This is a genomic window from Streptomyces sp. NPDC048650, assembly GCF_043199095.1.
GTDB lineage: Bacteria > Actinomycetota > Actinomycetes > Streptomycetales > Streptomycetaceae > Streptomyces.
Window position 1 is genome coordinate 115,274 of record NZ_JBICVM010000008.1, and the last position, 15,617, is coordinate 130,890.

At 71.1% G+C, this 15,617-nt stretch carries 12 protein-coding genes; 3 read left to right on the plus strand and 9 right to left on the minus strand.

What is annotated here, in order from left to right:
* Positions 1 to 71: 71 nt before the first annotated feature.
* The 3 genes from ACGFML_RS23380 to ACGFML_RS23390 all read right to left on the minus strand — a co-directional run bounded on the left by ACGFML_RS23380 (position 72) and on the right by ACGFML_RS23390 (position 2,873).
* Positions 72 to 479 (minus strand): hypothetical protein, encoded by a 408-nt coding sequence (locus tag ACGFML_RS23380; RefSeq protein ID WP_393546610.1) that lies wholly within the window; start codon positions 477 to 479, stop codon positions 72 to 74.
* Positions 476 to 2,182: a right-handed parallel beta-helix repeat-containing protein gene (locus ACGFML_RS23385; protein WP_393546612.1), complete on the minus strand. Its 1,707-nt coding sequence runs from the start codon at positions 2,180 to 2,182 to the stop codon at positions 476 to 478. The genes ACGFML_RS23380 and ACGFML_RS23385 overlap by 4 nt, the downstream gene beginning before the upstream one ends.
* Positions 2,183 to 2,477: 295 nt before the next feature.
* Positions 2,478 to 2,873, minus strand: a complete 396-nt coding sequence (locus tag ACGFML_RS23390) for a DUF4333 domain-containing protein (RefSeq protein WP_393546614.1) — start codon at positions 2,871 to 2,873, stop codon at positions 2,478 to 2,480.
* Positions 2,874 to 3,517: 644 nt separating this feature from the next.
* On the opposite strand from ACGFML_RS23390, the gene ACGFML_RS23395 reads away from it, so the two are divergent.
* The 3 genes from ACGFML_RS23395 to ACGFML_RS23405 are packed head-to-tail and all read left to right on the plus strand — an operon-like array spanning position 3,518 to position 7,845.
* The gene (locus tag ACGFML_RS23395; RefSeq protein WP_393546616.1) at positions 3,518 to 5,002 is read left to right on the plus strand and encodes a cytochrome ubiquinol oxidase subunit I; all 1,485 of its coding nucleotides are present in this window, start codon (positions 3,518 to 3,520) and stop codon (positions 5,000 to 5,002) included.
* A complete protein-coding gene (locus ACGFML_RS23400; RefSeq protein WP_393546618.1) occupies positions 4,999 to 6,039 on the plus strand; it encodes a cytochrome d ubiquinol oxidase subunit II in 1,041 nt (346 codons plus the stop codon). Before ACGFML_RS23395 ends, ACGFML_RS23400 begins: the two co-directional genes overlap by 4 nt.
* A gap of 45 nt (positions 6,040 to 6,084) precedes the next feature.
* Entirely contained in the window at positions 6,085 to 7,845 is a 1,761-nt protein-coding gene (locus ACGFML_RS23405; protein ID WP_393546619.1) for a cation:proton antiporter, read from the plus strand.
* 60 nt (positions 7,846 to 7,905) lie between these two features.
* Here the strand turns inward: ACGFML_RS23405 and ACGFML_RS23410 are convergent, their stop codons facing one another.
* The 6 genes from ACGFML_RS23410 to ACGFML_RS23435 form a co-directional block, all read right to left on the minus strand.
* Complete coding sequence (locus ACGFML_RS23410; RefSeq protein WP_393546621.1) at positions 7,906 to 8,892, minus strand: MsnO8 family LLM class oxidoreductase; 987 nt, start codon at positions 8,890 to 8,892, stop codon at positions 7,906 to 7,908.
* A 353-nt stretch (positions 8,893 to 9,245) separates the two neighbouring features.
* Positions 9,246 to 10,382: a glycosyltransferase family 2 protein gene (locus ACGFML_RS23415; protein WP_393546623.1), complete on the minus strand. Its 1,137-nt coding sequence runs from the start codon at positions 10,380 to 10,382 to the stop codon at positions 9,246 to 9,248.
* Between the two features lie 336 nt (positions 10,383 to 10,718).
* The gene (locus tag ACGFML_RS23420; RefSeq protein WP_393546625.1) at positions 10,719 to 11,924 is read right to left on the minus strand and encodes a S8 family peptidase; all 1,206 of its coding nucleotides are present in this window, start codon (positions 11,922 to 11,924) and stop codon (positions 10,719 to 10,721) included.
* 448 nt (positions 11,925 to 12,372) lie between these two features.
* Complete coding sequence (locus ACGFML_RS23425) at positions 12,373 to 13,698, minus strand: ABC transporter substrate-binding protein (RefSeq protein WP_393546627.1); 1,326 nt, start codon at positions 13,696 to 13,698, stop codon at positions 12,373 to 12,375.
* Positions 13,698 to 14,567, minus strand: a complete 870-nt coding sequence (locus ACGFML_RS23430; protein ID WP_393547010.1) for a carbohydrate ABC transporter permease — start codon at positions 14,565 to 14,567, stop codon at positions 13,698 to 13,700. Before ACGFML_RS23430 ends, ACGFML_RS23425 begins: the two co-directional genes overlap by 1 nt.
* A 14-nt stretch (positions 14,568 to 14,581) precedes the next feature.
* The gene (locus ACGFML_RS23435) at positions 14,582 to 15,523 is read right to left on the minus strand and encodes a carbohydrate ABC transporter permease (protein WP_393546629.1); all 942 of its coding nucleotides are present in this window, start codon (positions 15,521 to 15,523) and stop codon (positions 14,582 to 14,584) included.
* Between the last annotated feature and the right edge of the window lie 94 nt (positions 15,524 to 15,617).

Sequence of the window (15,617 nt, forward strand, 5' to 3'; positions counted from 1 at the left end):
GGACCCCCGGCGGGCGGCGCGAGGGCAGGCGGCCCGGGGCGGGCGGCAGCTCATCCGGCTGCCGCCGCTGATCAGACGAGATGGGTCAATCCCTCGATCGCCGTCCGGGCCCAGTCCTGCGCCCCCACCGCCGTGCCGGTCACCACTCCGGTCGCGACCGGGGCCAGCGCTCCCTTGAACAGGGCGAGCGCGCGGCGGAGCCTGCCGTCCTCGTGAGGGTTCGGCCGGGTGATCGCCTCGAGGATCTGGCCGGCCGCGGACTCGGCATCCTCGCGGTCCTGATCGGCGAGCCCGGCCCGGGGCAGCTGCCGGAGCAGGTCGGTGACCAGCTCGGCGAGTGCCTCGAAGCCTGGGGCGACCGTGCTGTGGTTCTGCTGGTTCTGGGTGACCGACTCGTTGTTCCAGGCGAACTGGGTGCCGGAGACCTCGGCGTGGAAGACCGGCCCGTCGTAGTTGTTGACGTTCTGTGGGTCGCTCATGAGCGGGAACCGTCCTCGTTGGTCTGTTGCTGGATGGCCTTGTTGTTGTTCCACGCCAGCTGAGCACCGTGGACCGCGGCGTGGAAGACCGGGCCGTAGTAGTTGTTGACGATCGTCGGCGGAAGCTCGGCCGGCTCGGTGGCCTGCTTGACGACCGGCAGCGATGTGCGGAGCGAGACCAGGTCGACGCGGCCGTTGTCCTGCACGGCCACGCCCCGCGTTCCGTTCACGGCACAGTCCACCAGCCGGCCGCCGCACGTGTCGTCGAAACTCGCCCCCGCGGCCGCGCAGTCGGCGAATTCGCTGTTCGCGACATCCAGGTAGGCGGAGTCCTTTCCGCAGAGGCCGAATGCCTCCGAGCCGGTCACGGTGAGGTTCCTCGCGACGAGCTTCGCCTCGCCGAACCCGATGGCCCCACCGGCGCTCACCGCTGTGACGTCACAGTCGTGGAGGAGCAGCTGAGCCTCCTCGCCGACGCCGAAGCCCAGCACACCGCGCTCCGCCACCACGCCTTTGAGCGTGACCCGGGACTGGCCGAGGGCGGCCACCGCGGCCATGTCGAAGTCACGGAACTCCGCGTCGGTGACGTCCGCCGTGGTGCCTCCGTTGCCCCGGGTCTCCAGGCCCGACGGGCAGCGCGCCACGCGGACTTGCTCGAACACGGCCCCGGACTCGTCGAAGACCCGCAGTGCGGCACTCGTCAGATCCTCGATCTCGACCCGGGTGAAGCGCCCTCTGGCGGCGTCGGTGACGGCGATGCCGACGTTGCCTCGCGAAATGCGGCAGCCGTGGACCTCCGGAGCGCCGCCCTTGGTCGAGAACACGGCGACGTTGCCCGCGTCGGAGACCTCACAGTCCTCGAACCTGCCACGACCCGAGGTCTGGACGTTGATGCCGGTGTCGCGGCACTCGGTGAACGTGCAGCCGCGCACCACCGGATCGGCGCCACTCGCCACCCCGATCCCGTGTTGCGCATCGGTGACGCGCGCACCGTCCACGGAGCCTCTGGACTGCTCGATGAACATGATCGCCTCTGCGTGCACGGCGTTGATCGTGCAGCCGGTCACGGTGAGCTCGGCCCGGGTGTCCGCCATGACGGCCGCCCTTCCGGTACCGGTCAGCTCGCACCCGGTGACCTGGGCACGCGCATCGCTGACGCGCACTCCGTGGATCCGGCTGCCCCCGATCCAGCTGTCGCGGACCGAGACGTCGGCGCCTTCGATCACCGCGACCGCGTTGTCGGCAGCGTCGATGAACCGGCATCGTTCGACGAGCCCGTCGGACCCGGCGAAGAGGGTCCGGCCATGCAGGATCACGCTGTCCCGCAGCGTCACGGAGGTGTTCGGTCGCGCGTGCACGCTGACGCCCTTGTGCGCGCGGATCTCCGTGTGCTCCAGCGTGAGCGTTCCCGCACGGCAGCTGACGACGTCGGCGTCGCGGCCGGTCAGCACGAGGCCGTGGACGCGCACCGCCCCGGAGGCGTCGAGTACGGTGCCGCGGGGCCGGCTCACCACGACGGTGCCCGGGCCGCCGATCGCGGCCAACCGGACCTCGCCCTGGACGGTGAGCGCCTCCTCGTAGCGGCCGGGCGCGATCTCGACGAGCGCCGCCCGGCCCCGTCCGGCCGCAGCCGCGAGAGCGGCCGTGATGTTCGGGTATGCGCGACGGCCGCCCTGCGGCGAGACGAAGTACCTCGCGACCATTCCGACTTCCCCCCCGCGCCGCTCAGTTGAGGCCGTCGATGCTACCCGAGCAGCCGAACGGCGGCGGCTGGGCGGGTTGACGCCCACCATGACCGTCCGAGGACCTCCGGCCCGTGGGGAACATGCCGCCCGGAGAGGCTGGTTGAGGAGTGCGGCCGGCACGGTCGCCTCGCGTCGGACGGCAGACCTGTGGTCCGCGCGGCCGCGGCGGGACGGTGCCGGAGACGGCCGGTCCCGTATGCGACCGCGTGCGGCTCGCGGTCATCGGTCTCGCCGCCCAGCGGCCGACGGGCCGCTAATCGCCCTTCCCGGCTCCGCCCTCGGTCCCCCGGGTGCCGCCTGCCGAGCCCTTCTCCAGTACGGCGTAGCCGATCGTCACGTCGTCGCCGTGCACTCCGGTCACGGAGATCAGCATCGGCTTGCGCTCGCCCTTGAAGACGGCGCTGCAGCGCACGCTGTCGTCCTTCTCCGCACGCAACCCGCGCGGACAGCTCACCGAATCCGGCGCGTCGCCGGAGAAGGGACGGCCGAAGTCCTCCTCGGCGTGCGCTTCCACGTCTTCGCGCGGCACCGCATGCTCCGCTCCGCTCGCGGTGGCGACCGACCCGTCGGCCGTCATGTTCCACGCGGTTACCCCGCCTGCCGCCAGTACGGCGACCACGGCCAGGGCGATGATGATGCTGCGCTTCATGCGGTTACTCCTCGAATTCCGTTCCAGCCGGGCTCTCCCGGCCGTTCTCCGACCCCCTGCGTCCTCACCCGCCCCCGCCCTCACCCCCCGGTGGCCGGTGGCGGTCCGCCCGCCTCGGCCGGGGGGGACGAGGGAGGGGAGAGCCGACCAGGGAGGGAAGGACGAGGGGCCCACGTCACCACTGCCTCGCGCATCCCGCGCACGCCCAACTCGCCTCGCTCCCAAGGCACTTCGAGGTGCCCTGGGTCCTGGTGCGTCCCGGCGTCCGTCAAGAGCCCTGGTGACCCACTGGCGGTGCGGGAACCACGTTGCCCGGCGCTCCTACCGACGTGGTAACGCCTCACTAACGACTGCTCCACCGCAAGGCCCGCGGCCCGGACGATCCCTATGGGCGCGACACGCGCCCCTCCCCCGGCACCGGCGTGGTCAACTCGCCCCTGACGGCCCTCGCGCACGCCCTCCGGGCGGGCGGGCGACCACCTCCTGGCGCGCCCGGGCCGACGGCCGGTGAGCGCGGCCTGCGACGGGCGGCCTCCGACCGGACGAAGATCCTCAGCCAGGCGGCGTAACGTCAGCACGCCCTGGCTGCCCCCTCCCCCCAGTGGTGATTCTGTGACCTGCGTCGACCACCGGGGGAACCACGTATGCACACCGCGATGCACTTGCTGGCGGACGCGCCGCCCCAAATGCTGCCGGCCAGATCGCTCATGGCCTTCACCCTCGCCTCGCACATCATCCTGGTGCCCCTGGGCGTGGCGCTCCCGCTCATCACCCTCATCATGCACGCCTACGGACTGCGGCATGACGACGCGACCGCCCTGCTGCTCGCGCGGCGCTGGTCGGCGGTCATGGCAGTGCAGTTCGCGATCGGCGTCGTCACCGGCACCGTCCTGTCCTTCGAGTTCGGCCTCCTGTGGCCCGGTCTGATGGGCAGGTGGGGCGACGTCTTCGGTATCGGTTTCGGTATCGAGGCGTGGGCCTTCTTCCTCGAAGCGGTACTCATCGCCATCTACCTCTACGGCTGGCGCAGGCTGAAGCCCCGCACCCACCTCCTGCTGGGGCTGCCGCTGCCCGCCGTCGCCCTGCTCGGGGCCTTCGGCATCCTGGCCGCCAACTCCTGGATGAACACCCCGCAGGGCTTCACTCTCGACTCGGCGGGCAACCCCACCGACGTGCACATCTGGAAGGCCCTCTTCACCCCGATGCTCGGGCCCCAGTACTGGCACTTCGTGGTGGCGATGCTGGTGACCGCCGGCTACGTCGTCGCCGGGGTCTATGCCGCCGGCTGGGTGCGTGGCCGCCGGGACCGCTACCACCGACTCGGTTTCACCGTTCCCTTCTCCGTCGCCGCGGTCCTCACCCCCGTCCAGCTCGTGCTGGGTGACGCCATTGCCCGTGCCGTCTTCCACAAGCAGCCGCTGAAGTTCGCGGCGACGGAGATCGTCTGGAAGACCGACACCCACGTACCGGAGTACCTGTTCGGCCGCCTTCACCCGGATGGGAGCATCTCCGGCGGCATCAAGGTCCCCCAGCTCGACTCCCTCCTCGCCGGCTTCCGTACGGACACGAGGGTGACCGGGCTGACGTCGGTCCCGGCGAGTGACCGGCCGACGGCCGCTCAGGCCACCATCGCCCACTGGGCCTTCGACATCATGGCCGGGATCGGCTCCGCGCTGGTGCTCCTCGCCCTCTGGTACGGCCTCGTCCGGCTGCGGCGCCGGCGGCTGCCCGAGTCGAAGTGGTTCTTCCGGAGTGCCGCCTGCGCGGGTGTCGCCTCCGTCGTCGCCGTCGAATGCGGCTGGATCACCACCGAGGTGGGCCGCCAGCCCTGGATCGTCTACCAGAACATGCGGGTCGCCGAGGCGGTCACCTCGACCCGTTCCACCACGCTGTGGGCCATGCTGGGCCTGGTCGTCGTGGTGTACGTGTTCGTCTTCGGCTCGTTCCTCGCCGTGCTGTCCAAGATGCGAACCCGCTGGCGACTCGCCGATGGGCAGTGCGGGGAGGGCGGAACAAGGGAGCCACCGGAGACGGACACCCCTTACGGGCCCCGCTCCACGGTTCCGGCCGGTGGCGCCCCGGCCTCCCGCGACGACGGCCCGGCACCGACGGGGAGGGGCCGGCCATGACCGCCTCTCTCGTCGCCCTCGTCCTGCTGCTCGCGGTCGCCGCCTACGCCTGCGCGGGCGGTACCGACTACGGGGCCGGGTTCTGGGACCTGGCCGCGGGCGGAGCGGAGCGCGGCAGGCGCCCCCGGTGGCTGATCGACCACGCCATGGCCCCGGTGTGGGAGGTCAACAACGTCTGGCTGATCTTCGTCTTCGTCATCATGTGGTCCGGGTTCCCCGTGCTGTTCCAGACCGTCTTCACCGCGATGTGGTTGCCCCTGGCACTGGCCGCAGTCGGCACCGTGCTGCGCGGCGCCGGGTTCGCCCTGCGCAAGCCCAGCCGCCGGCCGGCCGGCCGGCGCCTCTACGGGGCCGTGTTCGCGGTCTCCTCACTCCTCACGCCGTTCTTCCTCGGCGCCGCCGCCGGGGGGATCGCCTCCGGCAGGGCGGCACCCGGCACGGAGCCGTCGGCGGCGGCCTGGTCCAATCCCACCTCGATCCTCTTCGGTCTCCTCGCCGTCGCCACCACGGCCTTCCTCGGTGCCGTGTTCCTGGCCGCGGACGCCCGCCGGTTCGACGCATCCGATCTCGACGGCTACTTCCGCCGGCGAGCGCTCGCCGCCCTCGCCGTCCTCGCCTCGCTCGCCGTGCTCACCCTGTTCGTCACCCACGACGACGCCCCGCACGTATGGCGCGGACTCACCCACGGTCCGGGCCTCCTCTTCGTCATCGTGGCCGCAGTGGCCACGGTCGCGACCGCCTGGCTGCTGCTGCGCCCCTCTGCCGCCTGGTCGCGGTGCGCCGCCGTCGGTGTGGTCGCCTCGGCCGTCATCGCATGGGGTGTGGCGCAGCGCCCGTATCTCGTCCCGACCTCACTGACCGTCGCCGAGGGCGCCGGCGCCCCCACCACACTGCGCTGGCTGATGCTCATCAGCCTCGTCGCCCTCGTGCTGGTCTTCCCGGCAGTCGCCCTCCTGTACTGGCTCGACACCCATGGTGAGCTGGACTCCCTCACCGACGCCGACCTGGGGCGCAGTGGTGCGCGGGACGAAGGCTGACCTCGGGGTCCCCGTGACGTGCGGGGCCACGGGAGGTGAGCGGCCATGACCGAGGACGAGATCCTGCTGGGCATCGGCCTGACCGTCGCACTCGCCGTGGGCTCCCAGATCCTGGCGAGCCGGCTGCGGGTCCCGGCCCTCGTGGTGCTCCTCCCGGCGGGTTTCGCCGCCGGGGCCCTGACGGACGTCGTCGACCCCGAGAAGCTGGCGGGGCAGAACTTCTCCACCCTGGTGTCCCTGTCGGTCGCGGTGATCCTCTACGACGCCGGGCTGGGGCTGGACCTGCGCCATCTCAAGGGCGCGACCAGGAACGTCGTCGTCCGGCTCATCCTGCTCGGCGTGCTGGTCACCTGGGGGGCCGTCCTGGCACTGGGACCCGCCCTGTTCGGCGTGCCGCTCGCCGTGGCCTGCATGCTCGGCGTGATCCTCGTCGTGTCCGGGCCGACGGTCGTCGGTCCGCTGCTCGACCACGTGCGGCCCTCGGACAAGGTGCGGCGGATGCTGATCTGGGAGGGATCCCTGATCGACCCGGTCGGGGGCATCCTCGGCGCCGTCGCCTTCCACTCCGTCGTGTCCGGCGGATTCCGGACCGGCCACGGCACCCGGTTCGCCGACCTCTTCGCCGGCATCGCCGTCGGGCTCGCGGGCGGCCTGGTCGGCACCGCGCTGTTGTGGTTCGCCCTCCGTGTGCTCGGGCTCGGCGGGACACTGGGCACCCTCGCCCAGCTGGCCACCGTGGTCACGGTGGCCGCGGGGTGCGACATGGTGCTCGATGACACGGGGCTGATCGCCGCGATCGTCACGGGGATGGCTGTGGCGAACCTCCCGGGATTCGACATGCCCGCACGCCGGCCGTTCTTCGAGACGCTGGTGCAGCTGATCATCGGCCTGCTGTTCGTCTCCCTCTCGGCGACGGTGACACCGAAGTCCGTCGTTCCGGTGCTGCTGCCCACCCTCGTACTCGTCGCCGTGCTCGTCCTGGTGGTGCGGCCGGTGGTCGCCCTCGTCTCCACCGCACGGACCGATCTCGGCGCCGGAGAGCGTGCCTTCATCGGCTGGATGGCGCCCCGCGGCATCGTCGCCGCCTCGACGGCCACCACGTTCTCGGCCGCCCTCGTCGACGACGGTCTGCACGCCGCCGACCGGATCCTGCCGGTCACCTTCCTGGTGATCGTCGGAACCGTCCTGGTCTACGCCCTGACGGCCAGGCCGGTGGCCGCCAGGCTGGGCGTCATCAGGTCCGCGCGCACCCGACCCCTGCTGGTGGGCGGCACCCCGTGGGTGGTCGACCTCTCGCGGTCGTTGCGGGCTGCGGGGATCGATGTGCTGATGTGGGCCGGACCGGCGCAGGAGCGGGACCGGATCCGGGAGGCGGGGATCGAGCTGGCCGCCGGGGAATTCCTGGCCGCGGCGACCGAACCGGAAGCCCGGCTGGAGGGAGTCACGGCGGTACTCCTGCTGACGGACGACGACGACTTCAACGCGCTCGCCTCGGTCGTCGTGCGGGACAGCGTCCAGGGACCCGTCCACCGTGTCGGTCCGCCGCCGGACAGCCAGGGCGTCGTCGCCCCGTTCACCGGTGGCGGCATCCTCTTCGGCCCCGACCTGCTCCGGCACACCCTGGTGGACCGGCACGAGCGGGGGGCCCGCTTTCTGGTGCAGCCCGCCTCACAACCGGTGCCACCGGGCCACGAGATCCTCTTCGTCGTCCGGACCGACGGCCGGCTCGAACCGGTCACCGATGTACAGGGGCCCGCTCCGGCGGAGGGTGACACGCTGGTCCTCTTCGGCCCCCGCGAGAGGTGACCGGCGGTGGGAACGTGCCGTCAGCCGACGGGCCCTTGGACTTCCTACGGCGCCGAGTTCCTACGACGCCGTCGCGGCCTCCGTGTACTTCTTGATGAGTTCGTAGGAGCGGATGCGGTCGTGGAGGTCGTGGACGGGCGTGGTCAGCATCAGTTCGTCCGCTCCGGTCTCAGCAGCCAGTTGCGCAAGCCGGCGTACGACGGTCTCGGGTGTCCCCACGGCTTGCTGTGCGCGGAAGCCGGCCAGCGCATGTCGCTCCTCCGCGGTGAAGGGGTGGGCGGCCGCGTCCGCGGGCGTGGGGAAGGGGATCTCGCTCAGGCCCTTGAGCAGCCCGGCTTTGACGACGTCCATCGGCCCGACTCGCCGCGCGGATTCCTCCTCCGTCTCGGCACACACCGTCTCCACGCACACCAGCACCCGAGGCTGCTCGCACCACCGGGACGGGATGAACGCCGCCCGGTAACGCTCCAGCGCCGCAAGGGTGTTGTCCGGCCGGATGTGGTGGGCGAGGGCCATCGGCAGGCCGAGCCGTGCGGCGAGCGCGGCACCTGCGGTACTGGAGGACAGCAGCCATGGCTCCGGCAGCGGGTCGAGGGCGACTTCGTCGACCAGGAAGGACAGGATCGCGGCCACGTCGGCGTGGTAGTCCGCATCCGTCGTCGGTCCGACTCCGCGGCGCAGTGCCCGTGCGGTGGCCTCGTCGAAGGTGCCGGGGCCACGGCCGATACCCAGGTCGATGCGGCCCCCGTGCAAGGCCGCCAGCGTTCCGAACTGCTCCGCCAGCATGATGGGTGCGTGGTTGGGTGCCAGTACTCCGCCCGAACCGAGACGGATGGCTGAGGTCGTGGCGGCGGAGTGCGCGGCCAGCACGACCGGTGGGAACGCGCCGATGGCGGGCGAGTGGTGATGCTCGGCGTACCAGACCCGGTGGTAGCCCAGCCGTTCCACTCCCTGCGCGAAGGCCGCGGTGTCGCGCAGGGTCTCCACGGCTCGGGTGCCCGTTTGGACCATCGCGACTTCCAGGGCTGAAAGAGGTACATCGATCATGCCGTCAGCATAAGGATCGGATGTTCGACGGGGGCGGGGCGATCTCCCGGTTCGTCGCCACGCGGCTCCGGCGGATGCGACCGGTGGGACCGCTGTGGTGGGCGGCAGCGGTGTGTGGGCGGGAGCGGCGTGTGGGTGGGAGCGCTTTGTGGGCGGGCCGGACGCGCACTTCCTAGGGGATCGGCCCTGGTGACCGCTTCGACGAGCCGACGCCGGTCGGGCTGCCGTAGCGGAACCGATCCGACTGCGCCGGGCGGCCGATGGGTTCGGCCGCCCGGTCCGTCGGCGTTCGTCGCCGACGCGGCCCGGTCAAGGAGTCGGCGGCGGGGCGGTCGGCGGGGTTGGGCCACTCGTCATGCGCTACCGGCGAGCGGGGTGCGGGGCGGTCGACTGTGGGGCGGTGGGGCGTGGGGCGGTCGGCTGTGGGGCGGTGGGGTGTCGGCCCGGCCCTTTTCGTAGACCGTCAGGCCCCGCGACAGGTGCAGCGGCACCAGCAGCAGCTCGACGACGAGGGCCTTCCAGGCGTAGACGAGGTTGACCGCCTTCGTCGCATAGACGCAGGGGAGGTTCAACAGGACGCCGGAGAGGGAGAGTCCGCGGCGGCGGGCGGCGTAGATCAGGGGTGGCGCCGTCAGCGCCAGTTCGGCTCCCGCCCACCAGGCGAAGGCCGACGCCGGTGGCTGGTCCGTCGTGGCGACGACCAGGAACGGCGTGGCCCACCACAGGGGCGCGGTGAGGATCTCCAGCAGGGCGAGCAACACCCAGACCGCCAGGAGCGGTTTGTGCACCACCAGCCGCCCGAGGTGCAGCCGTACGTTCTGGCAGAAGCCGGCCATCCAGCGCCAGACCTGCTTGCGCAGATAGGTGAGGTCTTCCGGATCCGCGGCCAGGGCGACCGCGTCGGAGACATAGACCGCCCTTCTGCCCGCGATCTGCTGCGACCACGTGAAGTCCATGTCCTCCACGATGGTGCGTTCGGGAAATCCGCCGAAGGCCACCAGGTCGTCCCGCCGAAAGACGGAACAGCAACCCGAGCAGACCATGGGGCTGTTGGCGCGGGCCTGGATGGGACGGTGCCAATGGAAGCCGAAGAGGTATTCGGTGGACCGCCCGCGCTCCCAGACCGTCCGCGTACGGCGGGTGCGGACCGTGCCCGCGGCGACCGCGACGTCCGGGTCGTCGAAGACGGGCACGACCGTCTCGATGTAGTCGGGCGCGAGAACGGTGTCCGCGTCGACGGCGAGTACGAGGTCGGTGGTGCAGTGCGGAAGGGCGTAGTTCTGCGCCTTGGCCTTGCTGCCGAGATTGCGCGGCGGGCGGAGCACGCCCACTCCGTGTGCCGCCGCCACCTCTCCCGTGCGGTCGGTGGAGGCGTCGTCCACGACCAGGATCCGGTCAGGCGGGGCCGTTTGACGCGCGAGGGATTGCAGGGTGGCCGGCAGTCCCTCCTCCTCGTTGTGTGCCGGCACGATGACGGTGACGGTGTGCATGATGGGCTCCCCCTGTTGAGCGGATGGCGCCGGCCACGAACATGACCAGTGCGACCGCGCCGTAGACGATGGTGCTGATGCCGATGAACGGCAGGCCTCCGTGCATGTCACCGACCGTAGCGAGACCGGCCGCCGAGCGGTTCCGGAGGCGACCTCCTGTGGAAAACTCCGCTCCGCCGTCCACCGCGTCATGCGTCGCGCCTCCGCCAAACCCCTTGAATCGGCGCCCAGTTGAGGTGTGCGCACAGGACGGGCTCGGCGCACACAAAACCGCCGGCCGTCACGCCCCGTGGGGGAGGGCATGACGGCCGGCGGCCGAGCGCTGGGGTCAGCCGATCACTCGACGACCTTCAGGAGCTTGTTGGGCGTGCCGTCACCCGGGTTGCTGATCTTGTCGGGCGTGGCACCGCCGGTCAGCGCCTTCTCGACGTCGGCGGGCTTGGCGTCCTTGTGACCGGCCAGGTAGACCGCGGCGGCACCGACGACGTGCGGGGTCGCCATGGACGTCCCGGAGATCGTCTTGGTCGCGTCGTCGCTGTTGTTCCAGTCCGAGGTGATGTCGGAGCCGGGAGCGTAGAGGTCCACCACGCTGCCGTAGTTGGAGAAGTCCGACTGCTCGTCCTTGTCGGTGCTGGAGGCGACCGTGATGGCCTCCTTCACGCGCGCCGGGGAGCCCTGGCCCGCGTCGGTGGACTCGTTGCCCGCCGCGACACCGAAGGTGACACCGGAGTCGACGGCCTTCTTCACGGCCGCGTCCAGTGCCTCGTCCGCGCCGCCGCCGAGCGACATGTTGGCGACCGACGGGCCCTTGTGGTTCTTGGTGACCCAGTCGATGCCCGCCACGACCTGCTCGGTGGTGCCGGAACCCTGGCCGTCGAGGACCTTGACGCCCACGATCTTGGCCTTCTTGGCGACGCCGTGCGCCTCGCCGGCGATGGTGCCCGAGACGTGGGTGCCGTGGCCGTTGTCGTCCTCGGCCTTGTCGCTGTTGTCGATGGCGTTGAAGCCGTACGACGCGCGGCCGCCGAAGTCCTTGTGGCTGATGTGGACGCCGGTGTCGATGACGTAGGCGGTGACGCCCTCGCCCGCACTGTCGGGGTAGTTGTACTTCTTGTCGCCCTTGGTGTCCGCCTGGTCGATGCGGTCCAGGCCCCACGACGGCGGGTTGGCCTGGGTGCCGTCGATGTGGAACTTCTTGTTCTGCACGACCTTGTCGACGGCCGGGTCGGCGGCGAGCTTCTTGGCCTCCGCCTCGTCCAGGCCACTCGTCGAGAAGCCGTCGACGGAGGAGTAGTTCCGCTTGACCTCGCCCCCGTACTTGGTGGCGAGGTCGTTGCTCGCGGCGGTACGGACCGACTTCTTCAGCATGACGATGTAGCTGTCGCTCACAGCGCCCTTGGCCTGGGCGCCGTAGATCTTGCCCTCGGCGGGAGCGGGGGACGCGCCGGCGGTGACCGCGGTGACCGTGGCGATGCCCGTTGCGGCGACAGCGGCGGCTATCGCCGTGACGAGCCGCTTCTTGCTGGAACGCTTGTGATCCATTGCGAGGGTTCTCCTCGTTCGTGGTGTGGGGGGAAAGCGTTGCGCAATAGCTCGCAGAGACCGCAAGATCTCCGCGGGCTGGCTCGAAACCCTGTCGGATTGATGGGTTCAATTCAAGGGCCGCCCGGCCGTGTGAGATAAGCAACAAGCTTGTATAAATGCAAAAGCATTCAGAAAAGGGCAAAAAAGGGCCGCCGAGTTGAAGTGGAGAGGCTCAACTCCGTTTACTTTCCAGCAATAGAAGGGGACTGTCTGTCGTCGGCCCGCCCCCGGTCGTTCACCGGGATGTGCCAGGCTCGCGCCTCGCAAGATCCCCGGCCCGTTCGCCACTCCCCCTGCGCGGGGCGGCAGTTCGACTCCCCGGCCCCTCCGCACGAGCTCCGTACGAGCTCCGTACGAGCTCCGCAGACGGTCCGCACAGAACCTGCCGCCGTCGCCGCGGGCCTACTCACCTCTGATAGCGCGCCAGCACCAGATTGCCGTCCTCGACCAGCCGCCGGCGCAGCTCCTTCAGGCCGATCGCGCCGCTGTAGTACTCCTGAAGGCCCGGCGTCGCGATCTTGTCCTTCCACTCCGGATAACCGCGTACGGACTGCGCCGGGGCCGAGCGCAGGGTGCCCGCCAATGCGGTGCCGGTGGCCCAGTCGTGGGTGGCCGAGCGCAGCGCCGGGTCCTTGAGGGCCTCCCGGCCGGTCGGCAGCAGCCAGTCGCCCAGGGCCAGCCGGACCATGTTCGGCGGGCGCAGCAGGAAGTCGATGAAGGCCATCGCCTCCTCCTTGTACGGGCAGTCCTCGGCCACCGACAGGGTCTGCGGGCTCACCCCCTGGTCCAGGGCGGTGCCCTTGGGGGCGGGCAGCACCGTCCAGTCGAAGCCCTTGGGCGCCTGTTGAACGATCTGCTGACGGTAGGAGAACCCGAGCGGGACCATCGCGTACCGCCCGGCGAAGAACCCGGGCAGGGTGTCGGAGCCCCCCATGCCCAGCGTCGAACGGGAGGCCGTACGGGCGACGTTGACCTGGTCGTGGATGGCGCGCGGGACCACCTGGTCGACGGCGTCGAAGCGGACCTCCACCTTGCCGTCCGGGTGCCGGTGGAACACCTCGCCCCCGGTGGACAGCGCGAGATTGAGGGTGGCGGAGACCGGTTCCTTCAGCGGCCAGGCGACGCCGTAGGTGCCGCGGTGGGTCAGCCGTCGCGCGGCGTCCGCGAACTCCTCCCAGGACCAGGGGCTCTCGGGGGTCGGGATCCGGACGCCGGAGTGCGCCAGCTTCGTCCGGTTGGCGATCAGGATCCGTGGTTCCTGGAGGAAGGGAACGCCGTGGATCCGGCCGCCGAAGGTCGCGGTCCGCCAGCTCTGCCGCGGGATGTCCGCCTTGAGGCGGGCCGGCAGCAGGGCGGTCAGATCGGCGAGATCGCCGCCGTAGGCGAAGTCCGCGAGGTCGTCGGTGGCGTCGTGGATGATGTCCGGCGCCTCGCCGCCCTCGAAGGAGGTGAGCAGCTGGTCGTGGACGGTGGGCCAGGCACCCTGGACGTAACGGACCTGGACGCGGGGATGGTGTGCGTTCCACTCGGCGACCAGCTGCTTGTTGACCCTGATGGAGTCCTGCTGCCAGGCCAGCGACTGGAAGCGCAGCGTGATCGTGCCGCCGGACGCCCGGCGGGGCCCGGCGGAGCAGCCGGGCAGCAGGGCCGCGGCGGGGAGGGTGGCGGCGGCCGCGAGCAGCCGCCGTCGGGAGAGGCGGGCCGGTGGCGCCCCGGTGCTCCGAGGGCTCATCAGCTCTTCACCGCCCCGGTCAGCATCCCGCCCGTGATGCGCCGCTGGACGACGGCGAACACGAGCAGGCTCGGGAGAGTGGCGAGCAGCGCGGCGGCGGCGAGCGGGCCCAGGTCGGCGACGCCCTCCGTCCCGATGAAGTGGGTCAGCACGACCGGCAGCGTCTGTTTCTCGGGAGACTTGAGCAGGACCAGGGCGAAGAAGAACTCGTTCCAGGCGGTGATGAAGGCGAAGAGCCCGGTGGCGACGATGCCGGGCGCGAGCAGCGGTGCGGTGACCGAGACGAGGGTGCGGAGCCGGCCGGCGCCGTCGACGGCCGCGGCCTCCTCCAACTCGGGCGGTACGGCGCGGACATAGCCGGTCAGCATCCACAGGGCGAACGGCAGCGACCACACCACATAGACCATGACCAGGCCGGTCCGGGAGTCGACCAGATGCAGGGTCTTCAGGATCAGGAACAGCGGGATGATCACCAGGACCAGGGGGAACGCCTGGCTGACGACGACCCAGCCGGTGGCCGCCCGTGCCAGGCGGGTGCGGTAGCGGGCCAGGACGTACGCCATCGGCGTCGCCAGCACGATCGCGATCACCGCGGAGACGGCCGCGGCGAGCAGGCTGTTGCCGGCCGCCTCCAGCAGCGGCTGCTGCGCGAACGCCTGCCGGAAGTTGTCCAGGGTGGGCGCCTCGGGGATCCAGGTGGGATGGATGCTGCCCAGTTCGCGCGGCGGCTTGAAGGCGGTGGACACCAGCCAGAGGAACGGGAAGGCGAGGAAGGCCAGATAGCAGAGCAGGGCGGCGTACTGGCCGGTGCGGGTGGCGGTGCGGGTGGCGGTGCGCCGCGCGGCCGGGCGCAGGCTTCCTCGGCGCACCGGATCGGGGTGGCTCACCTGTCGTCGTCCCCCTTCAGCCGACCGGCCAGATAGACGGCCAGCAGGACCGAGATCACCGCGACCATCGCCAGGCCCATCGCGGCGGCGTAGCCGAACTGTCCGTAGCGGAAGGCTTCTTCGTACGCGAAGAGCATGGGCAGGCGCGTCCGGCCGCCGGGGCCGCCGTCGGTCAGCACGAAGACCAGGGCGAAGGAGTTGAAGTTCCAGATGAAGTTGAGGGCGGTGATCGCGAGGGCGACGGGCCGGATGGCGGGCCAGGTGACCGTGCGAAAGCGCCGCCAGGCGCCCGCGCCGTCCATGGCCGCGGCCTCGTGCAGTTCCTTGGGGACGTTCTGCAGACCGGCCAGGAGCGAGACGGTGGTCTGCGGCATGCCCGCCCAGACGCCGACCACGACGACCGCCGGCAGCGCGGTGGCCAGGCCGCTCAGCCAGTCCCGACTGCCGCCCGGCCCGGCCGCGCCCAGACTGCGCAGCGTCTCGTTCAGGATGCCGGCGTCCGGGTGGTAGACCAGCCGCCACATGATGCCGACGACGACCTCCGGCATCGCCCACGGGATGATCGCCAGCGCGCGGGCCAGCCAGCGCAGTCGCAGGTCGAGATGGAGCAGCAGGGCGAGGCCCAGGGCGAGGAAGAACTGCGGGACGGTGACGCCGAGGGCCCAGACCAGGCCGATCCGGAACGAGTCCCAGAAGAGGGTGTCGTGGAGCAGGTCGGTGAAGTTCAGCGCCCCGACGAATCCGGTGGCCTGGGTGCGGCCCGACTGGGCGTCGGTGAACGCCAGTCCGATGCCGTACAGGAGCGGTCCGACGCTCAGCACGAGGATCGGGATCAGCGCGGGCAGTACGAGGAACCAGGCGCCGTGATCGCGCCGGGGACCGGCGGTGCGGCGCGCGGACGGTGCGGTGGACCGCGGTGGCGCGGTCGCGAGGGTCACGACAGTGGCTCCTCGCGCGGTGTTCCCGCCGTCGGCACTGCTGGCATCGCGCGCCACCTCTCCCCCGTTGTTCGCGCACCGTTGCTCGCGGCCC